A 25,276-nucleotide genomic window follows, 5' to 3' on the forward strand; every position below is an offset into this window, starting at 1 on the left:
AAACCTGAATTCTCATAACAGAACCGTCAGGCTCGAAGCAACCGCTTTCCTAACTCATCGTCACTCTCGGCCTCGGGGCAGTCCCATAGGCTATGGGTCATCATAGACACCCAGGAGGGGCGGACCCATGGGTCCGCCCCAAAACATGCCACCAGGATCGCCCTATCAGGGCGCACACACCGGTGCCCCCTACAGGATCATGCCCATCCGTGCGGATTCACCGATTTCGGGGTGGTGCCCGTTTTTGCCTGCCATGACCGAGGAAACCCGGTGGACCTTCGGGTTTGCATTCCGACACACCATCCTGCCTGTAGGGGCGGACCCATGTGTCGGCCCCAAACCACGCCACCAGGGTCGCCCTATCGGGGCGCACACACCGGTACGCCCCTCCAGGCTTGTGCCCTCCATAGAGACAATCTCAGCGCTTCGACCCACTACGGAATGTGAAACTTCCTACCTTTGCGAACACCGCATACGGACATGACGGGAGCCATCGCTTTACTCAAACAAAGGAACCACTTCAAACCTTTCCACATCCACCAAACCTTGGGAACTCATCTTGAGTGCCGGAATAACCGGCAGTGCGAGGAAAGACAAGGCCATAAAGGGATGTTTTAGGGGGCAGCCCAAAGCCTGGGCCGCCTTTGTGACATTTTCCAGAGCTCCACACACTTCTTTTAGGGGCTCCAAGCTCATAAGCCCGGCAAGAGGCAAGGGCATGTGCGCGACGACACCCTGACCATCGCTGACGGTTAATCCTCCACGGCTTTTCACCACAGCCCGCACCGCATGGGTTATGGCTTCATCGCTGGCTCCCACGGCGATCAAATGATGAGCATCGTGAGCTACCGTCGCGGCCAAGGCCCCCTCTCTTAACCCAAATCCTTTCACAAAACCTATGGCGGGCTGAGCGGCTCCTTCGTAAGCGACGTAACGGTTGTAGACCACAATCTTCAAAAGATCCCGTGTGGGGTCACAGACTGCCACTCCGTTTTCTATGGTGGCTGGAAGATGCAGGTGATCCGTGATGAGACTATCTTCGCGCAATCCGATGACTCGCAGATTTTTTCCTGTAGCGGGAACGCGAAGCCGGCTTGGATCCACGTCTTGAACGGCCATGGGGCTGGGCATGGCTTGGAGCAGCTTGTCTTTGGGGGGTTTTTGAGGGTGGCACAAGCATCCGTTACGAGACACAAGAAGGCCCTCTTTAAAAACCATTGTAGGTTGCCAAGGATTCAAGGTCGGACTTACCGAAAAATCGGCGATGTACCCAGGCGCCAGGGCTCCTCGTCGTCGAAGGCCGAAAAGATGGGCGGGATTCCATGAAGCCAGAGCGATGGCTCGAATAGGGCTTAGGCCCAGGGCCATGGCACGGTTCACGATGGCGTCCATGTGTCCCTGGTGCAAGAGATCCGTGGGATGTCGGTCGTCGGACACGAAAAGGCAACGAGGCCAGGAGCTGTCGGTCACGGCGTCCAGCAGAGCGGCCATATCCTTGGACTGGCTGCCTTCTCGAATCATAAGGATCATACCCTTGGAAAGCTTTTCCTGAGCTTCCTTGAGCGCCGTGGTTTCATGATCCGAATGAATGCCGCAGGCAAGATAAGCGTTAAGATCTCGATCCGTCAGGCCCGGGCAATGACCGTCCATGAGGGTGTCCTGGAAAAGGACGATCTTTTCCAGAACATCGGGATCGCGGGCGAGCACTCCGGGAAAATTCATCATTTCCGCCAAGCCCAAGACCCTTGGATGGCCTCGAAGGGTGTGCAGGTCGCTTCCTCGTAGAACGGCTCCCGAAGGATCCAATGGCGCTGCCGGAACACAGCTTGGAAGCATGAAAAAAAAATCCAAAGGCAATCCTTCACACGCCTGCATAAGAGCACGAACACCCCTAAGACCTAAAACGTTGGCGATTTCATGAGGATCCAGCACAACGGCCGTCGTGCCGTGAGGCACCACGGCGGCAGCAAATTCATGGGGGCAGAGAAGTGTGCTTTCCAAGTGCAGATGAGCGTCGATGAAGCCGGGCGCCACATAAGCCCCGTCCAGGGGTATCTCCTGAACGCCTTGGTATTTGCCCCAGCCTGCTATCCGTCCTCGATGCACGGCGAGATCTCCGCACAGAACTTCACTCGCCCAGACATTGACGATTTGGACGTTTTTCAAACACAGTTCGGCTGGTTTCTGACCACGGGCGACGGCGATGAATTCGGTCAGGGTTTCCCCATCCACCATGGTGGCATGATTCCCGAAAGGCATGGTGAAGGCTCACATTTTGTATTTACCGAAGTCTTCGGGATCCAGTTTTTCCAGCAGTTCTTCCAGATTGTCCTTGTCTTCCTGGCGAAATACAGGGTGGGTTTCCTTTTCGGACACCTTGTGGGAACGCCGCAGGACTTCTTCCTTCACGTAAATGGGGGCGTTGGTGCGCAAGGCAATGGCAATGGCATCACTGGGACGTGAATCGATGGGACTGACTCCCATTTCCGTACGCAGATAGATCAAGGCATAATAAGTGTTTTCTCTCAGGTCGCAGACCTCGATCTTTTCTACCTGGACATGGAGGTAATCCAAAAGGTTCTTCATCAGATCGTGAGTCATGGGCCGAGGAAACTTGATATTTTCTAATTCTGTGGCAATGGATGTCGCTTCCAGCAGACCGATCCAGATGGGCAGATGCTCGTCTCCCTCAGGATCATTCAAAATAACGATGGGCGTGTTGGTCTGCGGGTCCATAACCAAACCGGCGACCTTCATCAATCGATACATGGGGTCTCCTTGTATGAAAGAAGCGAAGACGGTGCCCTGGCGGCCTCAAAGCTTCCCGAAATTCAAGGAAGTCTCACCGTTGTCTTCCTGAAGCGAGCAAGCCGGCCCTCCCTTGAGCGAATGTGCATAGGCTTCGATAATTCTTACCGGGATGATGCAACCTTTCAATGTTTCAGGACCTGGAAAATTGACGATGCGGTTCTGCGGGGTGCGCCCACTCATTTCTCCTTGCCCGGCCTTGCTCGTGGATTCCACAAGCACCTCGCGGGTTCTGCCGACTTCTTGCGAGTTCTTTTTCAAGGTGATGGCCGCTTGCAGCGCTTGCAGTTGCGTGAGTCGGTAGGCTTTTTCTTCCTCGCTGATCTTGTCGGGAAAGAGCCGTGCCGCTGTCAAGGGACGGTCGGAGTAGCGAAAGGAAAACAAGCTATCGAACTGCACGGTGCGAATAAGTTCCAGAGTGTCCTCAAAATCTTGTCGAGTTTCTCCGGGAAAACCCACCATGACATCTGCAGAAATGGCGATCTCCGGGCATGCGGCTCGAAGGAGCTCCACTTTTCTCAAGTAATCCTGCCGCTTGTACCCTCGGTTCATTTTCTCAAGAATGCGATCGGATCCCGCCTGAAAGGGTAAGTGTATGTGCGGGCACAACTTTCGCACATCCACAAAGCATTGGATCAAATCTTCCGTCAGGTCCTTGGGATGGGACGTAGTGAAACGGATACGAAGCGCGTCTGTTTCTTGAGCGATCAGGCGTAACAGATCGGAAAAGCGTGTTTTTTCGTGCAATCCCTTGCCGTAGCTGTTGACATTTTGGCCCAAAAGAAGAACTTCGCGGGCTCCTTTTTCCACCAAAATCTGAACCTCTCGAAGAATTTCCCGTACCGGACGACTTCGTTCCCTACCGCGCACATAAGGCACGATACAGTAGGTGCAAAAGTTGTCACAACCCTGCATGACCGTGACCGGGGCGACTACATCCGTTGCCCACGCTTCTGTTTGGCCAAAAAGTTCCCGCCAGCCTTCTTCATCCTCATTCGGCACATGGGCCACTCTGGAACCGCCAACACGGACGGAACGAAGAATGTCCGGCAAAGATCCCAAAGCTCGAGTTCCCAGAACGACATCCACATAAGGGAAGCGTTCCAGAAGGGAAGTTCCCAGCTGTTGAGCCACGCAACCGCCGACCACAATCACCAGGGAAGGCGTGCGATATTTCAAACGCCGCAGTCGTCCGAGAAGGGAATACACCTTTTGTTCGGCTTTTTCCCGTACGGAACATGTGTTGATGAAAATAACGTCCGCATCGGCTGCGCTTGAGGTGAGCGTGTAGCCGTCTTGAGCCAGCAACCGCTGCACACGTAGGGAATCATAAACATTCATCTGGCAGCCGAAGGTGTGGATATAAAGCCTCAGAGGTTGCGCTGCTGAATCTAAACAAAGTCCTTCCATTCTTTTGATCTTATGTCCTTTTCGGTCAATAGGATGTTGGCGGAAGCAAGCCTTCGAGCCAGTGTGCCGATAAGCTTCATGGCCAGTTTGGGGTTTTCGCTTATGATTTCTTCCAGCTGTTGTGGGCGAAAGACTTGCACGAGACTGTCTCCCATGCTGGTGACCGTAGCTTGGCGTGGTGCCTTGAGCAGGCAGGCCATTTCCCCAAAAAAATCTCCCGGACGATCGATGCGGCCTATTTCCATCCCTCTAAGGGTTACGCGAAGGCCGGCGTCGGAAGAAATCAAGCGATAAAACTCCTGGCTGAGCTCACCTTCCACGACGATGTTTTCCCCGTCCCGATAGTGACGAACTTCCACGTCACTTGGGAGCACCAAAGATTCTTCTCCATTGGCGGAAAACGAGGCGTCCGTGAGTTGTCGCAACAATGAAAGCACCAGTTCTCGGAAGGCTCGAGGGCGTGAGTACAAAAAGTCGTCAAAGGCTTCGGTCTCATAGACCATGAGCCGACATGGGGTTTGCGCTCTTGCCGTATAGGGAGACTTTCTTTTGAACACCATGGCTTCCAGGCCGAACACGTCCCTTTCTCCAAGGACACGGATCTTTCGATCCCCTCTGGAAAGGCGCACTCTACCGTCAAGGATGACAAAAAAACCTTGCGTAGGCTCATCCTCCACCACGATCAGCTCACCTTCCTGGTAGGTGCGAGCTTCCACCGAATAAGGCTGCGATTCCTCTTGAGCGTAAGAGCCATTGTCTATCGGGGGGGAGCTTTGGTCATTCATGGAATGTCGCCTTGTAGGGGTTTATGGTCTCCACGACCGCACTTTTTCCAGTTGCACGATGATCTTCAGGATCCTGTTCCTCTTAGTCCAACACACACCTTATTTCAAGGGACCGCTCTCCGTAAAGGATCGAATGCCCAGACGATCCTTTTCTTGTTGAAGAATTTTTTGCAGTTCCGGTTCGCAGCCCGGTGCCACGGCGATGCGTACCAGAGCTAGTCGAGGATCCTCCGTCGTCACAACGCCCAAACCTTCATAGGCTTCGACAATGGAGGTCAGCAGGTGAATGTTACGCGGGTGTATCCACACTTCAAAAACCTTGCATCGATCCATGTTCATGGAGTCCAAGTCCTGCCACTTTGAACTTTGAGTTGAGAATCAGCTTATGATAGCAATGAAAGGGTGGTAGAGGAAAGGATCGATGTTCGTGAGAGAGGACCCAAGTGTGTTTGCAGAGGATGGCGTGCGGAAAGGGTGAGGGGCTCATGGGAAAAAGTCTCGGTATCCGATGTGCTCTTGGGTTTCTATGCATCATTCTAGGGCTTGAAGGAGGGGCGCCATGGGCCGCTCAAGACCTGAGCCAGACATTTGTAGCCCAGGGAACATCCCCTTTGCAACCGGCTAATCGCGCTCAATCCCGCACCCAAGCTCTTGAAGATCTTCTTCGGCAGGCGGTGCTTCAAGCCGTAGGAACTTTGGTTCCAGGACAAGAACTGGCTCAAAAAAACAAAGAAATTCGAAATGGCATTGTCTCTCAGGCGGAACGCTATGCCCAAAGCTTTAAAATTCTAGCCGAATACACGGACGGGGATCTCTACCGCGTCCAAGGGGCTGTGGATGTGGCTTTGGGGACGCTGCGAGCCGATCTAGAAAAAATGGGAATTGCATTGCAGTCCGCACCCTCCTTAGGGGAAGGACTTCAGACGACGGGTTCCGAGGCTGCGGCGCGGGAAGAGGCTGGCTCGGCGTCGGCTCCCGTGGTTCCTGAAGTTCAGCCGCCGTTTTCCAAGGACCATGAGGCGCCTAAGGGACGCCTTCTTTGGGCTGTGACGGAAAACTGGGACCCGCCGAGCACGTCGACTCTCCAAGAGGGTTCCGTGACCCAGGGAGAACTGGGTGTGTGGTTTGCCGACGAAGCCCGGGATTATGGATGGCAGGTGACTTTTCCTAAAGAATCACCACAAGGAGTTCCTTCAACCGCGGAACAGCTGGTTCCATGGCTTGAGGAAGCTCGACGGCGAGGAGTGTCCCACCTGATCATGGGAACTGCCGGCAAAGCAGGAGATGCTTTGGAGGTTCGGCTTGAAGTGGTGGACGCGGGTTCGGGGCAATCCGTCGCTCGTTTGGACGAACGGGTTTCCGGTTTTAGCCATGAATCCAGTGAAGGCATGATCCTTTTAGCGGAGGTCCTGGCTTCCAAACTGGAACCGGTTCTTTCCAAGGGGACTTTTGCCGCGCAGGAACCAAGTCAGGTTCAGGCGGCACCGTCCCCAAGCCCTGCGCCCGTAGCCGGCCCAGGATCTTGGGAAGTGGTCCTCAAGGGTGATGCTTCCTACGCCGCGTGGTTGTCCATGGAAAAACGCCTCAAAGAAACGAACAAAGACTTTGCGGTGGATTCGGTGATCCTGGAAACCGAGGGTGTGGCTGCTCGAGCCAAAAACGTGGATCCTGAAGCGCTCAAGGGATTGGATGGCATGCCTGTGGGCATACAAATGGTGTTAAGGATGGAAGGAATCGATCCGGCGGCTCGAAGGATCACCTTCAGTGTGGTTCCTGTTGCCGAGGAATCCCAAGCTTCCCCAGCCCAGAAATCAGAAACTCCATGACCATACCGAACCTTCTGACACTTCTACGAATCCTGCTGACACCTCTGCTTGTCTGGCTTCTTTTGAACGAAAGGCTCACGGGAGCCTTGACGGTTTTCTTCTTGGCAGGCATCACCGACGGGCTGGACGGATTCATTGCTCGAGTCTTTCATCAAAAGAGCCGGCTGGGCGCCTACTTAGACCCTTTGGCGGATAAGATTCTCTTGGTGACCAGCTTTATTTTGCTAGGGCATTTGACACTGGTGCCCAATGCTTTGGTGATTGTGGCTGTGAGCCGAGACTTGTTGATTCTTACCGGAGTCATGACTTTTTGGTTTTTTCAGATACCTTTGGAGATTCGCCCCAGCCTTTTAAGCAAATTAACTACACTGGCCCAAATTGTTACCGTGCTCCTCACCTTGTCGCAACCCCTGATGGGTTGGTCACCGACGGTTCGTAAGATTTTGTACGCTTTGACAGGGCTCATCACCGTCGCCAGTGGATTGCACTACACTGTTCTGGGGTTTCGCATTTGGGAAAGAGGACGGCCTGCGGGAACGGATGGATTGGCATGACAGAGTCGAGAAGCATGCAGCTTTTGCCTTGACACGATCGGCTCACATTGGCTAATAGGAAGGCCAACTTCGTAGGCACGTAGCTCAGTGGGAGAGCGCTACCTTGACGCGGTAGAAGTCGGCGGTTCAATCCCGCCCGTGCCTACCATGAGAACCACCTGACGGGGTTCATGGAATGAGGATCCTGCTCAGAACAACGTATTCAAGAATGGTTTAAGGCTCGCGGGTGGAACAGCACGCTGTACGGGTTTTTCCTTCCAGCGCCCAGGCAGGTTGAACGGAGCCCAAAGCATCAGATCCGTCTTGAGGCGGCTGATGCTTTTTTTATGGATGCGGCAGATCCCTCAGGACCTTCAAGGTCTGCACGAGAAAACGAGGAAGAAAACAAACATGGTCGAAGAAACGGTTCGAGTCGAGTTTTCGGATGGAACCTCCCTGGAACTCCCTAAAGGAGCCACCATTAAAGAGGCTTTGGCGCAGTGGAAAAAATCCAAGAACGGTTGGGTGGCTGCGCGACTGAATGGAAAGCTTAAAGATCTTCGAGCACCCATTGAGGAAAGTGGCACCCTGGAGCCTCTGAACCCAGAGACGCCGGAAGGGTTGGAAATCCTTCGCCACAGCACATCCCACATCATGGCTCAAGCGGTCCAAGAGCTGTTCCCCGGCACCAGAATTGCCATCGGTCCTGCCATTGAAAACGGTTTTTACTACGATTTTGATGTGCCTGAATCCTTCAGCCCGGAAGATCTGGAAAAGATTGAAGCCAAAATGGCGGAAATCATCGCGGCGGGTTTGCCTTTTGAACGTCAGGAACTGCCCCGTGAAGAGGCCATCGAACTCTTTCGAGATCGCGGCGAAACCTATAAGGTGGAACTGCTCGAAGAACTGGCGGAACCCACGGTGTCCGTGTACCGTCAGGGAAATTTCGTGGATCTATGCCGCGGCCCTCACATTCCCGACACCAGTTATGTAAAGGCCTACAAACTGTTGTCCTTGGCCGGAGCCTACTGGCGCGGGGATGAACGCAATGCCATGCTGCAGCGTATTTACGGGACTGTTTTTCCGGACAAAAAAGGGCTCAAGAAGTACCTGGACTTTCTTGCCGAAGCGCAACGACGGGATCACCGTCGGCTGGGTCGGGAACTGGATCTGTTCAGTTTTTCCGACGAGGTGGGTGCCGGAATGGTCATTTATCATCCCAAAGGCGCCCTTTTAAGGCATATCCTGGAAACCTTTGAAAAGAAAGAGCATTTACGTCGAGGTTACCAGATTGTCATGGGGCCGACCCTGCTTAAGACCGATCTATGGAAGCGCTCCGGCCATTTCGACAATTACCGTGAAAACATGTACTTTACGGAAATCGAAGGGCAGTCCTACGGAATCAAGCCCATGAACTGTCTTGCGCATATGCTTATCTACAAGTCCAAGGTGCGCAGCTATAGGGATTTGCCCATTCGCTATTTCGAACTAGGGACAGTGCATCGACATGAAAAATCGGGTGTGCTCCACGGACTTCTGCGTGTTCGTCAGTTCACCCAAGACGATGCTCACATTCTTTGCACCCCGGAACAGTTGCATTCCGAAATTCAAGGCATTGTGGATTTCGTGATCGAGGTGATGGGGCTTTTTGGCTTTTCCTACGAAATGGAGATCAGTACACGGCCGGCAAAATCCATTGGAACCGATGAAGATTGGGAGCGGGCCACCAAAGCGCTTATGGCCGCTTTGGAAGACAAGGGGATTCCTTATCAAATCTGTGAAGGCGAAGGCGCCTTTTACGGGCCCAAGATTGATGTGAAGCTTCGAGACGCTTTGGAACGCAAATGGCAATGTGCGACGATTCAATGCGACTTTACCCTGCCCGAACGCTTTGACCTCACCTATGTGGGCCCGGACGGGCAAAAACACCGCCCGGTCATGCTTCATCGTGTGATTCTCGGCGCCATTGAACGCTTCCTTGGTGTCCTTATTGAACATTATGCCGGCGCTTTCCCCACGTGGCTGGCTCCCGTGCAGGCCATCATTGTCACAGTGACGGACAAGCAGCTCCCCTTTGCCCGTTCTGTGTATGCACAAATGAGGGATGCCGGGGTGCGAGTGGAACTGGATGAACGCAATGAAAAGTTAGGCTTTAAGATCCGTGAAGCGCAGATGCAAAAGATACCCTACATGTTGGTGATCGGGGACAGTGAAGTGGAGGCCGGAGCGGTGCGACCCAGAAAAAGGGACGGGCAGCAGTTGGAACTGATGCGGCCTGAGCAAGTGATTGAACTCCTTCGCAACGAATGCCTGGAAGGTTCCGGTGGAAGGATAGGGTTAGGCGCGGTGTAGCGGCCCCAGGGATGAAGCGCAACCTTGAACCTTGAGGAAAGGGAGGATTGGACTCTGAAAAAAGAACAAGAAAACATCAATGAAAAGATCCGCGCACGACAGGTGCGCGTCATTGGTGCGGACGGAAGCCAGCTGGGCATCATGTCCATCGATGAGGCCTTGAACGCGGCTCGAGAAGAAGGGCTGGACCTGGTGGAGGTGGCCCCCAATGCGGACCCTCCGGTCTGCAAGATCATGGATTACGGAAAATTCCGGTATCAGCAGAGCAAGCGTTCCCAGGAAGCCAAAAAGAAACAAACCGTCATTCAGGTCAAGGAAGTCAAACTCAGGCCCAAGACGGACGAGCACGACATCCAGACCAAACTGCGCCATATTCGCCGTTTTTTAGCTCAGAAGGACAAGGCGAAGGTGACGGTGATCTTTCGAGGCCGTGAAATCGCCTTCAAGGAACGAGGGGAGATGGTTCTTCAAAGGGTGCTGGATGAACTCAAGGACGAGGTTGTCGTGGAAATGCCACCCAAGATGGAAGGCCGAAACCTGGTCATGATCCTGGCCCCTAAATCTTAGGTTTTTTTCACATCCGTGAAGGGCTGGTCTCGTCCGATAAAACGCTTGACACCCTAGGGACCTGTCAATAGATTACACGCTTCGATTGCCGGGAGACTCGGGCACAGGGCGACGTGCGTCGAGCCCGAAGTGTTGTGACTTACTGAGAAAAAGATTGCGGAGGAATTCATGCCCAAGTTGAAAACGAAACGAGGGGCCGCCAAGCGCTTTCATCGCACAGGCGGCGGTTTATTTGCGCGGGCCAAGGCGGGCAAGAGCCATATTCTGACCAAGAAAAGTGCGAAGAGAAAAAGAGCTCTACGTCAATCCGCCCTTGTGGACTCCGCCAATTTCAGAGCTGTCTCGCGCATGCTTCCCTACGCCTAGGACGAGCCTGAAAGGAAGACGCCGTCTTTTGAGCGGCGAGCACCATGAACAAGTGAAGGAGTCGGAACATGCCTCGAGTGAAGAAAGCGGTGAAATCGCGCCAGCGGCGCAAAAAAATCCTCCATATGGCCAAGGGGTATCGAGGGGGTAGAAGCAAACTGCTGCGAACGGCCAAAGAGACGGTGCAGAGAGCTTTGGTGTACGCCTACCGGGATCGAAGGGCTCGAAAGCGCGATTTTCGTAGCCTTTGGATTATGCGAATCAACGCCGCCGCCCGTCAGCACGGCATGAGTTACAGCCGTTTCATGGATGGACTGAAGAAGGCCGATGTGAATTTGGACCGAAAAGTTTTGGCGAGCCTCGCGGTCCATGACCCCAACGCTTTTGCCAAGCTTGTGGCCCTAGCCAAAGAAGCCGCATAGAATCCATGGAAGACACAGCACGTGCTCTGCTCGTTCAGGCGGAAAAGGCCATCACCGACGCCCGAGACGACCTCAAGGCGTTGGAAGCGCTTCGAGTCCGTTTTCTGGGACGAAAAGGCGAACTGACGGCTTTGTTTAAAAATCTTGGCCAGGTGGATTCGAACCAGCGTCCCGTTGTGGGGAAAGTGCTGAACGAGGTGAAAGCCCGCCTGGAGATGCTTCTGGAAGAAGCGATTCAAGGAGCTAAGGAACGGGCCGCCCGTCAGGGTGAAGCAGTGGACATTACGGCACCGGGTCGGCGTCCTCTTCGAGGTCGTCTGCATCCCATCACCCAGACGGCCATGGAGATCGCCTCCATTTTTAATCGACTGGGTTTTGAAACCGTGGAAGGCCCGGAAGTGGAGCTGGATTATTATAATTTCGAAGCCCTGAACATCCCCAAGGATCATCCGGCTCGGGATATGCAAGACACTTTTTATGTGTCTGAAGACGTGGTCTTGCGCACACATACTTCCCCGCTTCAGGTGCGCACCATGGAACGTAAAAAACCTCCCATCAAGATCATCGCCCCGGGCAAGGCTTATCGTTGCGATTCCGATGTGACCCATTCCCCGATGTTTCATCAGGTGGAAGGCCTTATGGTGGGCAAGGGGGTCTCCTTCGGGGATCTTAAAGGTGTCCTTACGGTCTTTGTGCACCAGATGTTCGGGCCGGATGTGGGGTTGCGGTTTCGTCCCAGCTTCTTTCCCTTTACGGAGCCCAGCGCCGAAGTGGATATTCAGTGTGTGATCTGCAAAGGGGCCGGATGCCGTGTGTGCTCTCAGAGCGGCTGGCTGGAAATCCTCGGCTCCGGAATGGTGGACCCTGAAGTGTTCAAGATGGTGGGCTATGATCCCGAGGAAGTCACCGGGTTTGCCTTTGGCATGGGCATTGAGCGTATCGCTATGCTCAAATACGGCATCAATGATCTCAGACTCTTTTTTGAAAACGACCTAAGGTTCTTGCGCCAGTTTTGACGGAACCAAGACCGGGTTAGGGCGGCGACTAAGGTTTGCGGGCAAAGGGCACGACGGAAAAGAGGTCGTGCCCTTTGCCGTAGAAAGACCAAGAGTGACCGCCCGTTAAGGTTGTGACGAGGGGAGAATCCATGATTGTCAGTGGTGCGTGGCTTCGAGATTACGTCAATCTCACCATGGACATGGAAGAGCTGGCGGAAAGGTTGACCATGGTGGGGCTCGAAGTGGAAGCCGTGGAAAAACCTTACGCCTACTTGAAGACTGTGGTGGTGGGGCGTGTGACGGCTGTGGAGGCGCATCCCGAGGCCGACAAGCTGAAAATCTGTCGTGTCGAAGACGGAGTCGGCGAACGGCGCATCGTTTGCGGTGCGCCCAATGTGGCCGTGGGGCAACATGTTCCCCTGGCTCTTCCCGGCACGGTTTTGCCCTCAGGCATGGTGCTTCAGGAAACGACCATTCGCGGGCAATTGTCTCAGGGCATGCTCTGTTCCCAAAAAGAACTGCAGCTGGGCGAAGACGCTTCCGGGATCTGGATCTTGCCTCAAGATACACCTGTGGGCCGATCTCTTGCCGAAGTTTTCGACCTGGACGATGTGCGCCTGGATGTGTCCATTACGCCCAACCGTGGAGACTGTTTGTCCATGGTGGGAATCGCTCGAGAAGCGGCGGCTATTTGCGGAACATCCGTGCGTTATCCGACCATCACGGTCCAGGAAACAGGCCCGAAGATAGAATCGCTGGCTTCCGTGACTCTGGAAGATTCTGTGGGTTGTCCACGATATGCGGCGCGCCTTATTCAAGGGGTCACCGTGGGCCCCTCCCCGGAATGGATGAAACGCCGTCTGGAATCGGCAGGCATTCGTTCCATTAACAATATCGTGGATGTGACCAACTACGTCCTGCTGGAACTGGGACAACCCCTGCATGCCTTTGATTACGACCGGTTGCACGAAGGACGTATAGTGGTGCGTCGTGCCTATGCCGGAGAAAAATTCGTGACTTTGGACGGTGTGGAACGCACCCTTTTTGACGACACATTGCTCATTTGCGACGGGCGAGGTCCTGTGGCCATTGCCGGTATTATGGGAGGACTGGAGTCGGAAATCACTCCGTCCACGACACGGGTTCTCATTGAAAGCGCTTATTTTCAGCCGGAATGTATTCGTAGAAGCAGCCGAAAACTCGGATTGCGCACCGAATCCAGTTATCGTTTTGAACGTGGTGTAGACCCCGAAGGGGTGCTGCGTGCCGCCGACCGTGCCGCACAGCTCATGCTGGAACTGGCTGGAGGATCCATCGCGCAAGGGTGCCTGGATGCGTATCCCGTTCCTATAGCTCGCCCTCGCATTACGCTTCGTGTCCCCAAGGTGAACCAATTCCTGGGCATGGATCTGAGCGCCCAGAAAATGGCGGATGTGTTACGGTCCCTTGAGATGGATGTTGAAGCTGTGGATGCCGACACCCTTCAGGTGACACCCCCGTCTTTTCGCCTGGATGTCACTCGAGAAGTGGATCTGGCCGAAGAAGTGGCTCGGTTGGTGGGCTACGATCAAGTGCCCGTGACCCACGCCCAGGTGCCTCTTTACAGCGATCCCGTGGATCCCCATGCACAGACTCGGTGGGAAATTAAAAGACTTTTGGAAGCCGCCGGCTACCATGAAGTGCTCACTTTTTCTTTCACGTCTGAAAAAGCTTTGCGATCTCTCGGGTTTTCCGAAGACGATTTCAGGCTTCAGCCAGTTCGGCTGCTCAATCCGCTGAGCGAAGAGCAGGCTGTTATGCGCACATCACTTCTGGCGGGATTGCTTCAGACAGCCCGCCTGAACCTGGATCGCGGGAACTTGGATGTGCGTCTTTTTGAGTTGAGTAAGGTCTTCCTGCCGCAACCTGGGCAGTTATTGCCTCGAGAAGACCATCACCTGGCTGGGGTGATGGTGGGACGCCGGGATCCTCGCGCGGTTTATGGGGCCGAGGATACGGTGGATTACACGGATGTCAAAGGCGTGGTGGAAGAGGTTCTGGCAGCGTTGTATTTGGATGAATCCCAGGTCAGGTTTACTCGAGAGAAGATTCCACCTTACAGTGATCCAAGGTTTTCGGCAACACTTGAGGTCAAGGGTGTTCCGGTAGGTTCTTTGGGGCGTCTTCATCCTGATGTGCAGGAGGCTTTTGACCTGAAGCGGGAAGTGTACTACTTCGAACTGGATTTCGAAGCTCTTTTTGCTTTGAGAAATCCACATCCTGGATTTACGCCGCTTCCTAAGTTTCCTTCGGTGATCCGGGATATGGCATTGATTGTGGAAGCAAAACTTCCAGTGGCCGAGCCCTTGTCTTTTATTCGCTCGCTTTCGGAACCTCTTGTGGAATCTGTTTTCATTTTTGATTTGTACCGAGGAAAACCATTGGCCGATCATCAAAAAGGTGTGGGGTACCGAATCGTGTATCGTGCCGCCGATCGGAACCTCACCGACGAAGAAGTGAATGCCGTGCATCGGCGCATCACGGACCAGGTCTTGGATCGCTTTCAGGCCACCCTCCGCTAAGAAAAACAGGGACACATGTTTGGAAACGGTCTTATCCAGGACAAGGGGGAAGGGGATCGCCCCAAAGCAGTTCAGGTGACCTTTGTTCACGAATCCCATAAGGGCATGGGCCGTTCCATTCACTTCAACGAAATCGGCATGCTGGTGCTCTGTCAAGATCCGGCGCCGTTGCAGGCTCGTTTACGCCTGAGCCTTCATTTTCCCGGCTTGAAACATCCCATTGATGTCGAAGGCGAGGTGGTGTGGACCAATCCATACGGAGCCGATGACACCGTGACACCTCGGGGCATGGGTGTGAAATTCCTGGAGCTGGATCCGGCCAAGGCGAGGCTTTTAGCCGATTTCTCGGAGCGCTACAGGGTCTACGGGAATCTGTACGAAATCTTTTACACTTAGAACGTGCGGGAATCGATGTCTCCAGCGATCCATTTCGTCTACCCCATACTCAAGGCCTAATGAGATGATCTGGAGTATCGGCCTCGCAGCAAGATCCGGCAGGGGAGGCCCCATGTGTCCGCCCATAAACAGAGCCCATGGGAAAACGATTCCGTAAGCCCGTTCATCAAGAACACTGTAAGCGCGAACCCATGGGACTGTCCCGAACATACCAAAGGGTATGGGCAAGCCCATGGCTTGATGGGAGAATGTTGAACTGACAATTTTCTTTTCAAGGCAGAGACCTTATGCGTATTTCTTTCGATTGCCGAAAGTCCAGATACCATCTCCATGAAACCGAAACCATCCGCGTACCAAAGGAATGTCCTCCACCATCTTTGGGCGGACACAACGGTCCGTCCCTGCAGGTCTCTGGAAATTTGACGCGCGGCGTCAATAATTGATTCAAGCCTTTCGAACACTCTCTTGAAAAAATTTATTCCATGACCCCTCTGGAAACCTTTCTTCTTGCCGTAGCTTTAGGTTGTGACGCTTTTGCCGTGGGCTTGGGTGTGGGCACTCGATTTTGTGCGCCGCGACAGGTCTTTCGTCTCTCCTTTCATTTCGGGCTGTTTCAGTTTCTGATGCCCCTTGTGGGTTGGGCTCTGGGTCTGTACCTTGTGGGCCTGGTCCAAAGGTGGGGACCATGGTTGGCTTTTTTTCTTCTTGTTTTCATTGGTGGGAAAATGGCTTATGAAAGCCTTCAGGGTGAAGAATCCCGAGAAGTGTGTGCGGATCCCACTCGGGGCCTCAGCCTGGTGGTGCTCTCTGTGGCTACCAGCATGGATGCTTTGGGGGTAGGATTCAGTTTGGGCATTTTGGGTCGGGACCTGCTGGCAGCGGCGGTGTGCATCGGCATTACCGCCGGGCTGATGACCTGGGCGGCCATGCGCGTCGGTAACCGACTTTCCATTTTGTGGGGGCGTCGCATGGGCGTTTTCGGAGGCGTGGTCCTGATCGCTATTGCTTTTAAGCTCTTGCTAGGCTGAATGCTGAACAAACCGGTGGGAAGACTATGGCGGTTCGACTGGAAATTGCTTTAAAGCCTCACCTTTTTGATGCCGAAGGTTCCGAGCTGTGCCGCAAAATCGCCGATTATTTCGGCTGGCATGTGGGGAAGGCTCGAGTCATTCGCGTCATCATGCTGGAAACAAGTTTGAGCGCGGAGGAACTGGAGGCGGTGCGCACGGAGATTTTTACCAATCCCGTCACCCAAGTCTCTTCCTTTCGTCCTCTGGCCACGGCCCTGGGTTTTCAGTGGGCCGTTTGGGTCGGCTTTCGACCCGGTGTTAGAGACACGGCGGGCAGTGTGGCTTTGGAAGCCATCGCTGACTATCTCAGGCGTCCTCTACCTCGAGGCGATGCTGCCTATACCTCCAAGCTCTACCTCCTTCAAGAAGCCAACCTGGATCGCTTTCAGGTGGAAACCATTGCACGGGAACTTCTGGCCAACGACATCATTCAGCAATGGCGCATTTTCGCTCAAAATGATTGGAATCCCGAAGAGGGGATCGGGATTGTTTTACCCAAGGTGGCTTTGCGACACACTCCAACCGTGGAAAATATCGCCATTGGAAGCGATGAGGAACTCAAGGCCCTGAGCGATGCGCGTAATCTGGCCTTGAATCCTCGGGATATTCCCGTTATTCGCCGCTATTTTCTGCGACCGGATGTGCTGGAACAAAGAGCACGCGTGGGTTTAAGTCTGCCGACTGATGTGGAGTTGGAAGCCATCGGTCAGGCTCGAAGCGACCACTGCAACCACAACACTTTTCGCGGCCTTTTCCTTTATAGAGACATGGATACGGGTCGTGAAACCATCGTGGACAATCTTTTCAAGACCTGTATCGAAGCTCCCACATTAGCCGTGCAGGCCCAAAAGGACTGGGTTGTTTCGGTGCTTTGGGATAATGCCGGAGCCGCCCGGTTCGATGAAGAACATCTCTACGTGATCACAGGAGAGACCCACAACAGTCCGTCCAATATGGAAGCCTATGGCGGCGCCTTGACTGGCATTGTGGGCGTGTATCGTGATCCCATGGGCACCGGCAAGGGATCACGACTGATCGCCGGCCTTTATGGTTACTGCGTGGGGCCGAGGGATTATGCGGGACCTCTTCGACCCCATTTGCATCCACGACGGCTCTTGGATGGGGTCGTGGAAGGGGTTCGGGACGGCGGCAATAAGCACGGGGTGCCCACTGTGTTCGGGAATCTGTTGTACCATCCGTCTTATCTTGGGAAATGTCTTGTTTTTGTCGCCGCCATCGGCCTCATGCCTCGAACCATTCATGGCGAACCTGCAGAACGGAAGAAACCCAATCCTGGGGATATAATCATCATGGCCGGAGGCCGTGTGGGTAAGGACGGGATTCACGGAGTGACGGCTTCCAGTGAAAGCTACAGTGAACACACCCCCGCAGGCCATGTTCAAATCGGCGATCCGTACACACAGAAAAAAATGCACGATTTTCTGTTGGAAGCTCGGGATGAGGGACTGATCACCTTTATTACCGACAATGGGGGGGGTGGTTTGTCCTCGTCCATCGGGGAATCGGCCCAGCTGGCAGGAGGAGCCCATGTGGCTTTGGACCGAGTGCCGCTCAAATACGAAGGTCTCGATGTCTGGGAAATCTGGGTTTCAGAATCCCAGGAACGTATGACCGTGGCGGTTCGGCCGGACCATCTGGACCGTTTCATGGAACTGGCGGCCTTGCACGAAGTGGAATGCACCGCCATTGGCCGGTATGAAGCTACGGGAAAATTGCATCTTACATATCACGGAAAAACCTGCGCTTACCTGGACCTCAGCTTTTTCCGAGAAGAGTTCCCTCAATGGGAATTCGAGGCCCATTGGCGTTCCCCTGAATCCCGCGGCTTGACGGAACCCGTGATAAGTGAACCCAAGGCATACGGTCGGCTTTTGACTGAGTTGCTGGCGTCCGCCAACCTGTGTAGCCGCGAGTGGATTCAACGTCAATACGACCATGAGGTTCAGGGAACCAGCGTGGTCAAGTTCCTGGTGGGCCGCCGACGCGATGTGCCGAACGATGCTGCGGTCCTGAGACCTGTGCTCACATCGCGACGCGGCCTTACTGTCACCCAAGCCCTTCATCCTACCTATGGCCAGATCGACACCTACCATATGGTGGAAGCTTCCATTGATGAATGTGTGCGCCGACTGGTGGCGGTCGGAGGACTTTTGGACGAAATCGGCGGTGTGGACAACTTCTGCTGGCCTTCCATTCAATACGACCCAGAACGAAATCCCGATGGACGCTACAAAGCCGCGCAGCTTGTGCGGGCCAACTGGGCCCTTAAAGACATGTGTCTTGCCTACGGCATTCCCCTTCTTTCAGGAAAAGACAGCATGTATGTGGATGGGCACTTGCCGGGAGCTTACGGGGAACGCCATAAAGTGTCGGGATTACCGACCATGCAGTTTACGGCCACAACCATTGTGGAAGACATTGAACGCTGCCTTACCATGGACGTGAAGATGCCCGAAGATTGGGTCTATGTGGTGGGGATGACCCGGCACGAGTTGGGAGGCTCAGAATATTACGAAAAGTTCGGTTACGTGGGCCTGACTGTTCCCAAAGCCCATCCGGAATCGTTTTTGAACCTATACCGTGCCATGGAGGCCGCCGTGCAGGAAGGGCTTGTGGCGTCGTGTCACGCCGTGGGTCGAGGCGGTTTGGCAGTGCACGGAGCCCTTATGGCCATCGCCGGAGAATTGGGAATGGAGTGGCATCTCGGTGCTGTTCCGGCGGATGGAAATCTTTCCACAGCTGCCGTGCTTTTCAGTGAATCTTTAGGGCGTTTTTTGGTCACCGTGGCTTCGGATCGTCGGGAAGCCTTTGAAGCCCATTGTCGCGGCCTTCCGATGGGATGTCTCGGCAGAGTCACCGCCGAGCCCGTGTTCAAGGTTCGGAATGCTTCGGGACACATAGTGTTTGAGGAGCCCGTAGAAACTCTGGACAAAGCCTGGCGTTATCGCCAACTCATGAAATCGTGAAGTCGTGAATTATGAAGTGATGGCTTGTGAAGTTGTAAGAGATCGTAGGTTGTGAGTCGGGAAATCGTGGATACGGCAATTGGAAAGGGGCGAATGGTCCAAGGCTGAATCCAACGAACTGTGCCGCAATCTTCTAACCATTCCAAGCCCTCACGCCTCCACGATTTTCGATTTCGCGATTTACGAGTTTCAAGACTTCATGATTCCTAGTGGAGGTTTTCATGGCAGAGGTTCGAGCGTTGGTACTGACCGGGTTCGGACTTAATTGCGACTGGGAAACGGCGCACATCCTGACATTGGCCGGGGCGCATGCCGAACGTGTGCACCTGAATCAGCTCATATCGGGCGTGAAACGTCTCGACGATTACCACATCTTTGTCATCGGCGGCGGATTTTCCTGGGCGGACGATCATGGAGCAGGTGTCATTCTCGCCGTTCGCCTGAAGTATCGGCTTCGGGACGCTTTGCTTTCCTTCGTGGAAAGGGGAGGCTTGGTTCTGGGTATTTGCAATGGTTTTCAGGTCCTGGTCAATACGGGGCTCCTTCCTGGGTTTGAGCCGGGAAGCCTATCCCGCCAGGTGGCCTTAATTGACAATGACTGTGGCAGGTTTCGGGATCAGTGGGTCCATTGCGTCTTTGAAGCCTCATCGCCCTGTGTTTTCACTTACGGCTTGCAATCTATGGACCTTCCTGTTCGACATGGGGAAGGCAAGTTTTTCGCCGAACCTGAAGTCCTTGATCAGTTGGAAAGAAATCATCAGGTGGTTTTGCGTTATGCCTTTTCTGACGGTCGGCCGGCAGGTGGCGCCTTTCCTGAAAACCCCAACGGATCTCTTCATGACATCGCTGGGATCTGTGATGCCACCGGTCGTGTTTTTGGACTGATGCCTCACCCGGAAGCCTTTCATCATTGGACCAACCATCCTGACTGGACATGGGAAAAGGAGCGTCGACGGCGTCTCGGGCTGCCTCTGCCCCGTGAAGGCGACGGCGTACGCCTTTTTCGAAATGCCGTGGACTATGTGAGAAATCAAGGAGCCCGCTAATGGCATCACATGTTGCCCATCCTGGAGAAAAAGGCGCCGGATTTGAGAATGCGTCCTCAAGGGGGTCAAACCGGTTGCGGGTTGCCGTTTTGATCTCCGGCGGCGGCACAAACCTTCAGGCTTTGATCGATCGCGCTCAGGAAGGAAAGCTGGAGGCCGATATTGTGTGTGTGGGCAGTGATCGAGCGTCCGCGCAGGGGTTGGTGCGCGCCCAAAAAGCGGGGATTCCCACCTTTGTGGTTTCCTATGAAAAATATTTGAAAGCAGACAAGATCGAACCGATGGATGATGCTTTGGTGGCGGCGGTGGATGCACGTCAGAGAATCCTCCATGACCAGGATGATGAGGCACGCCGGGACCGCCTCGTTCGCCTTATGGCGGCGGAAAAGGAAATCATGGCTCATGTGGAATCCCATGGGGCTCGACTGGTGTGTCTTGCGGGTTTCATGAGGTTGCTGACGCCTTATTTTCTTAACCGTTTTCGTCAAGGGGACCGTCCTGGTGTGGTCAATATTCACCCGGCTCTTCTACCGGCTTTTCCCGGACAACATGGGTATCGAGACACGTACCGTTACGGATGCAAGTGGGGCGGCATCAGCATCCATTTTGTGGATGAAGGCGAAGATACCGGCCCGGTGATCGCTCAGGCCGTGTATCCCATTTGGGACGAAGATTCTTACGAAGAGGTGCAACAGCGTGGTCTGCACCTGGAACACATGATGTACGCTCAAGTGGTCAACTGGATTGCCAGGGATCAGGTGCGTGTGGTGGCCCGTTCCGGAGGGCGTCCGAGGGTGTGCATTGAGGATCCGGCTTATCGGGAAGTGGTTGGATCATGGGTTGAAGCGGCTTTTCGAGATCGCCCCGACGTGGTGTACCGTCGAACATAAATAATTCTTCAAAGACTCATGACAATCCGCTCCTGCACCTCGGGTTCCAGGTACGGATGCATGGGAAGACTGACGATACGATTGGCCAGCTCTTCGCTGACGGGAAAATCTCCTGCCTTATAGCCCAAATAGGCGAAAGCCGGTTGCAGGTGCAAAGGTATGGGATAGTAGACGGCGGTGGGAATTCCCGCCCTGCGGAGTCGTTCCCGAATGGCATCTCGTTCCTGCATTGATGGAGCCAGAAGAGAAAATTGTGCCCAGACCGAGGTCACGCCTTCGGGAACTTTTTGGACCGTCAAATCCGGCCGAGCATCTTCCAAGAGCTTAAGGTACCGGGCCGCCACATCCTGACGAAGCCGACACTCTTCACTAAAAATCGTCCACTTGGCCAAGACGATGGCGGCTTGAAGCGTGTCCAGCCGCCCGTTGATTCCCAGCCGCACGTGTTCGTAACGGTGGCTTCCCTGTCCGTGGACACGTATGGAGATGAGTTTTTGAGCCAAGGTATCGTCGTCGGTAAAACACATGCCACCGTCACCGTAACCTCCCAAAGGTTTGGCAGGGAAAAAGGATGTGGCGGCGGCATGCCCGAAACGGCACGCGGGAACTCCGTGAAGAGTGGCCCCAAAGGATTGGGCCGCATCTTCCAGCAGGAAGATTCCTTCCTCTTCGGTGATGCTCTCCAATTCCGCGTAGTCGGCCGGAACACCGAAAAGATCCACGGCGATCACACCGCGCACAGAAGCCTTTCGGGCGGTGTTGGGGAAAGGATGGAGGGATTGATCCCCTCTTTTCAGAGCTTCCAAAGCCAGCCGAAGCTTGTCGGGATCGAGATTGAAAGTTTCCGGATCCACATCCACAAAAACGGGGATGGCGCCGAGCATGGCGATCACTTCCGCGGTTGCGATGAAGGTGAAAGGGGTGGTGAGAATCACATCGCCTGGACCTACGTCCAGAGCCATGAGGAGCATCAGAAGGGCATCGGTGCCCGAAGCGCAGCCCACGGCATGACGGGTGCCCACGTACCGAGAAAGGGTGATTTCCAGTTCCTGAACTTCGGGGCCGAGGATATACTGGCCGTGGTTCAAAACCGCACCGATACGTTCCTCAAGAAGGGAACGTAGGCGTTTTTGCTGGGTCTTAAGGTCGATAAAGTCCATAGGCTCAGCTCTTTTTTTTCCGGGTTCTTATCGATGAAAGCTTGCCGTGAAAAAGATCGTTGTCCAAGGGCAAGCTGGTTTCCCCTTATGGGAGAAACCCGAAAACATGTCAACGGTTTCTCCTGGGACGAGGTCAAAAGATTCACTATCAATCAAGGAGGTACCGATGCCTGCTGTGTACGTGGAAAAGAGCGGTCCTGTAGCTCATTTGGTACTCAACAGCCCGGAAACACGAAATGCCCTGTCGCTTCCGGTGATTCACAGCCTCATGGAACATCTGCACGCTTTGGCTCGAGACGTGAATGTTCGGGCGGTGATTCTGCGCGGGGAAGGCCCGGCCTTTTGTGCAGGTCATAACCTTAAGGACATGGTGGCGGAAGGAGCCGATATTCACACCTATCGTGAACTGTTTTCCACCTGTTCCCAAATGATGTTGCAAATCCATACTTTGCCGCAGCCCGTTATCGCTCAGGTGCATGGCATTGCTACCGCCGCCGGCTGCCAATTGGTGGCCGCTTGTGATTTGGCTGTTGCGGAGACCGAAGCTCAATTCGCCACGCCGGGTGTCAAAATCGGTTTGTTTTGCTCCACGCCCATGGTTCCTTTAGTGCGCCTTATCGGTCGGCGTCGAGCCCTTGAAATGCTTATGACCGGTCGGTTCGTTTCCGCCCAGGAAGCTCTGGAATGGGGCTTGGTGAATCGGGTGGTCCCCAAGGACCAGCTGGCTGAAACCACCATTCAACTGGCCGAAGAGATTGCGCGATTCAGCCGATTTACCCTTGCCTTTGGAAAGGACGCCTTCTACCGGCAGGTGGATTTGGACGAAAGAGCGGCCTACAGCTTTGCCAAGGAAGCCATCGCCATCAACTGTCTTGCCGAGGATGCCCAAGAAGGGATGCGCGCCTTTGTGGAAAAACGTGCTCCCGTCTGGCGCCATACGTGATACGTGAAAGGATGCCGAGCTGGGGAAGGAGGGGTCTCGGCGCTCATCCAAGCCATTTCTAGACATTGTTATGCCTTCAAAGGAGGGGACGATCATGAAGGATCCACTGTTTCAACCTGTTGTAATCAACAAGATGGAAGTTCCCAACCGCATCGTCATGCCTGCCATGCATCTCAACATGGCCAAGAAGTTCCAAGTCACCGACCGCCTCGTAGATTTCTATGCCGAACGGGCTCGAGGCGGCGCCGGCCTCATTTGCGTGGGCTATGCGACGGTAGACGAACTGTCGGGAAGCCCTGGAAACATCGGCGCCCATGATGATGTTTTTATCGAAGGACTTGCGAGGCTTTCGGCAGCCATCAAAGAAAACGGTTCTCTCAGTGCCGTGCAGCTGAACCATGCGGGTCGATACAATCCTAGTATTCTCATGGGTGGAAAACAACCGGTGGCACCGTCTGCCGTTCCATCCAGGCTTACCGGAGAGACGCCCCGAGAGCTCACGGTGGAAGAGATTCAGGGCATTGTGGATCGCTTCGCCCAGGCGGCTCGCCGAGTCAAACAGGCCGGGTTCGATGCGGTGGAGATTCTGTGTGGAACGGGCTATCTCATCAGCGAATTTCTTTCGCCGCTGACCAACAAACGTACCGACCAATACGGAGGAGATCTCAACGGACGCATGCGTTTCGGCCTGGAGGTGATCTGTGCGGTTCGGGATGCTGTGGGCCCGGATTTTCCCATTTTGGTGCGGACCAACGGCAACGATTTCATGCCGGGCGGCGTAGGCCGAAAGGAATTGGCGATTTTTGCGCAAGCCCTGGTCGGGCATGGTGCCGATGCCTTGAACATCAATGTGGGATGGCATGAAGCCAGAGTGCCCCAGATCATATCGGACGTGCCTCGAGGAGCCTTCGCTTACCTGGCCCGAAGTATCAAGGAAAGGGTTTCCGTTCCCGTGATCGCCGGGCACCGAATCAATGATCCCCGCGTGGCCAGAGAACTCATTGCCGACGATCTTTGCGACATGGTCGCCATGGGTCGAAGTCTCATCGCCGACCCTCGACTTCCCGAAAAAGCACGCACAGGTCGAGAACATGAAATCGTCCATTGCATTGCATGCGCTCAAGGCTGTTTTGACAACCTCTTTGAGATGAAGTCCGTGGAGTGCCTTTGTAATCCCTTGGCGGGGCATGAAAGGGACCGCCAAGTGGTCAAGGCGCCTGCACGCAAGAAAGTTCTGGTGGCAGGAGGCGGCCCGGCAGGCATGAGCGCTGCCCTGGCGGCTCACGATCGCGGCCACGACGTGGTGCTCTACGAAAAATCGGACCGATTGGGCGGACAGCTTTGGTTGGCGGCGGCGCCACCGGGACGGTTTGAATTTTCCGAACTTGCCAGGGACCTGGCAACGCAGCTGGCCGTGCGCGGTGTTCGTGTGGTGCTCAATACGGAGGTGACGGAAGCCGTCATTCGAGAGGAAAAACCGGATGAGGTTGTTCTGGCGACCGGAGCGGAACCCATTACGCCGCCCGTTCCGGGAAGCCATCTTTCCCATGTGGTCCAGGCCTGGGACATATTGGCAGGAAGAGCTTTCGCAGGACGCCGCGTGGTTGTTATCGGAGGTGGTGCCGTAGGCGTGGAGACCGCGCTCTATCTGGCCCAACGGGGAACACTTTCCGGGGAAGCCCTTAAGTTTCTGGCTTTAGCTCAGGCCGAAGATCCCCAAGAACTCTTTCGGCTTGCTGTTCGCGGCACCAAAGAAATCATCTTGGTGGAAATGCTCGATGCCGTGGGCAAAGACCTCGGCCGAAGCACCCGCTGGGCCATGCTTCAAAACATCGCCGTGCACGGCGTGAAAGTCTACAAGTCAACAAAAGCCTTGGAGATCACGCCCGAAGGGGTTCAGGTTCAGACCCCGGAAGGGGAAACGCGGTATGTGCCATGTGATACAGTGGTGCTGGCAGCCGGATCCCGTTCGTATAATCCCTTGGAAGAAAAGCTTCGGGAAAAAGGCCTTTCCGTTCATGTGGTGGGGGACGCCGCCCGTGTGGGTAAGGCCTTTGACGCCGTCCATCAGGGCTTCCAAGTTGGCCGTGCCCTGTGAAACGTTTTCCCTCGGATGCCCTTGATTCCTCAGCGGTGGAACACTCAAGAGGGCTCAT

21 protein-coding genes and 1 tRNA gene are annotated in these 25,276 nt (G+C 54.6%); 16 read left to right on the forward strand and 6 right to left on the reverse strand.

Annotation, left to right across the window (positions count from 1 at the left end):
- Positions 1-498 precede the first annotated feature (498 nt).
- The 5 genes from ade to WHS46_07660 form a co-directional block, all read right to left on the reverse strand.
- Complete coding sequence (ade, locus tag WHS46_07640; GenBank protein ID MEJ5348547.1) at positions 499-2,259, reverse strand: adenine deaminase; 1,761 nt, start codon at positions 2,257-2,259, stop codon at positions 499-501.
- 9 nt (positions 2,260-2,268) lie between these two features.
- Positions 2,269-2,769, reverse strand: a complete 501-nt coding sequence (locus tag WHS46_07645; GenBank protein ID MEJ5348548.1) for a bifunctional nuclease family protein — start codon at positions 2,767-2,769, stop codon at positions 2,269-2,271.
- Between the two features lie 45 nt (positions 2,770-2,814).
- Entirely contained in the window at positions 2,815-4,218 is a 1,404-nt protein-coding gene (miaB, locus tag WHS46_07650; protein MEJ5348549.1) for a tRNA (N6-isopentenyl adenosine(37)-C2)-methylthiotransferase MiaB, read from the reverse strand.
- On the reverse strand, positions 4,200-5,003 hold the full coding sequence (locus WHS46_07655) for a cyclic nucleotide-binding domain-containing protein (GenBank protein MEJ5348550.1): 804 nt from the start codon (positions 5,001-5,003) through the stop codon (positions 4,200-4,202). Before WHS46_07655 ends, miaB begins: the two co-directional genes overlap by 19 nt.
- Before the next feature lie 99 nt (positions 5,004-5,102).
- The gene (locus tag WHS46_07660; GenBank protein MEJ5348551.1) at positions 5,103-5,342 is read right to left on the reverse strand and encodes a DUF4911 domain-containing protein; all 240 of its coding nucleotides are present in this window, start codon (positions 5,340-5,342) and stop codon (positions 5,103-5,105) included.
- A gap of 146 nt (positions 5,343-5,488) precedes the next feature.
- Here WHS46_07660 and WHS46_07665 point away from each other — a divergent pair, with 146 nt between their 5' ends.
- The 14 genes from WHS46_07665 (at position 5,489) to purN (ending at position 21,017) form a co-directional block, all read left to right on the forward strand.
- Entirely contained in the window at positions 5,489-6,829 is a 1,341-nt protein-coding gene (locus WHS46_07665; GenBank protein ID MEJ5348552.1) for a hypothetical protein, read from the forward strand.
- Complete coding sequence (locus WHS46_07670) at positions 6,826-7,383, forward strand: CDP-alcohol phosphatidyltransferase family protein (GenBank protein MEJ5348553.1); 558 nt, start codon at positions 6,826-6,828, stop codon at positions 7,381-7,383. Before WHS46_07665 ends, WHS46_07670 begins: the two co-directional genes overlap by 4 nt.
- 73 nt (positions 7,384-7,456) lie before the next feature.
- Positions 7,457-7,531, forward strand: a tRNA-Val gene (locus WHS46_07675).
- A 242-nt stretch (positions 7,532-7,773) separates the two neighbouring features.
- On the forward strand, positions 7,774-9,714 hold the full coding sequence (thrS, locus tag WHS46_07680) for a threonine--tRNA ligase (GenBank protein ID MEJ5348554.1): 1,941 nt from the start codon (positions 7,774-7,776) through the stop codon (positions 9,712-9,714).
- Positions 9,715-9,738: 24 nt separating this feature from the next.
- Positions 9,739-10,281, forward strand: coding sequence for a translation initiation factor IF-3 (gene infC / locus WHS46_07685; GenBank protein MEJ5348555.1), 543 nt, complete (start codon positions 9,739-9,741; stop codon positions 10,279-10,281).
- A gap of 168 nt (positions 10,282-10,449) precedes the next feature.
- Positions 10,450-10,647 (forward strand): 50S ribosomal protein L35, encoded by a 198-nt coding sequence (gene rpmI, locus WHS46_07690; protein ID MEJ5348556.1) that lies wholly within the window; start codon positions 10,450-10,452, stop codon positions 10,645-10,647.
- A gap of 68 nt (positions 10,648-10,715) precedes the next feature.
- Positions 10,716-11,069 (forward strand): 50S ribosomal protein L20, encoded by a 354-nt coding sequence (gene rplT / locus WHS46_07695; GenBank protein MEJ5348557.1) that lies wholly within the window; start codon positions 10,716-10,718, stop codon positions 11,067-11,069.
- Between the two features lie 5 nt (positions 11,070-11,074).
- Positions 11,075-12,085, forward strand: coding sequence for a phenylalanine--tRNA ligase subunit alpha (pheS, locus tag WHS46_07700; protein ID MEJ5348558.1), 1,011 nt, complete (start codon positions 11,075-11,077; stop codon positions 12,083-12,085).
- A 131-nt stretch (positions 12,086-12,216) separates the two neighbouring features.
- Positions 12,217-14,628, forward strand: coding sequence for a phenylalanine--tRNA ligase subunit beta (pheT, locus tag WHS46_07705; protein ID MEJ5348559.1), 2,412 nt, complete (start codon positions 12,217-12,219; stop codon positions 14,626-14,628).
- Positions 14,629-14,643: 15 nt separating this feature from the next.
- Positions 14,644-15,024: a PilZ domain-containing protein gene (locus WHS46_07710; protein MEJ5348560.1), complete on the forward strand. Its 381-nt coding sequence runs from the start codon at positions 14,644-14,646 to the stop codon at positions 15,022-15,024.
- Between the two features lie 482 nt (positions 15,025-15,506).
- Entirely contained in the window at positions 15,507-16,052 is a 546-nt protein-coding gene (locus tag WHS46_07715) for a manganese efflux pump MntP family protein (protein ID MEJ5348561.1), read from the forward strand.
- A gap of 26 nt (positions 16,053-16,078) precedes the next feature.
- A complete protein-coding gene (locus tag WHS46_07720) occupies positions 16,079-19,081 on the forward strand; it encodes an AIR synthase-related protein (GenBank protein MEJ5348562.1) in 3,003 nt (1,000 codons plus the stop codon).
- A gap of 221 nt (positions 19,082-19,302) precedes the next feature.
- The gene (locus tag WHS46_07725; protein ID MEJ5348563.1) at positions 19,303-20,127 is read left to right on the forward strand and encodes a phosphoribosylformylglycinamidine synthase subunit PurQ; all 825 of its coding nucleotides are present in this window, start codon (positions 19,303-19,305) and stop codon (positions 20,125-20,127) included.
- Positions 20,127-21,017: a phosphoribosylglycinamide formyltransferase gene (purN, locus tag WHS46_07730; GenBank protein MEJ5348564.1), complete on the forward strand. Its 891-nt coding sequence runs from the start codon at positions 20,127-20,129 to the stop codon at positions 21,015-21,017. Before WHS46_07725 ends, purN begins: the two co-directional genes overlap by 1 nt.
- Before the next feature lie 8 nt (positions 21,018-21,025).
- Here purN and WHS46_07735 read toward each other — a convergent pair whose 3' ends face one another.
- On the reverse strand, positions 21,026-22,177 hold the full coding sequence (locus tag WHS46_07735; GenBank protein MEJ5348565.1) for a DegT/DnrJ/EryC1/StrS family aminotransferase: 1,152 nt from the start codon (positions 22,175-22,177) through the stop codon (positions 21,026-21,028).
- 166 nt (positions 22,178-22,343) lie between these two features.
- On the opposite strand from WHS46_07735, the gene WHS46_07740 reads away from it, so the two are divergent.
- Entirely contained in the window at positions 22,344-23,120 is a 777-nt protein-coding gene (locus WHS46_07740; GenBank protein MEJ5348566.1) for an enoyl-CoA hydratase, read from the forward strand.
- Between the two features lie 94 nt (positions 23,121-23,214).
- Entirely contained in the window at positions 23,215-25,218 is a 2,004-nt protein-coding gene (locus tag WHS46_07745; protein MEJ5348567.1) for an FAD-dependent oxidoreductase, read from the forward strand.
- The last annotated feature ends 58 nt before the right edge of the window (positions 25,219-25,276 follow it).

The organism is Desulfosoma sp. (assembly GCA_037481875.1).
Taxonomy (GTDB): domain Bacteria; phylum Desulfobacterota; class Syntrophobacteria; order Syntrophobacterales; family DSM-9756; genus Desulfosoma.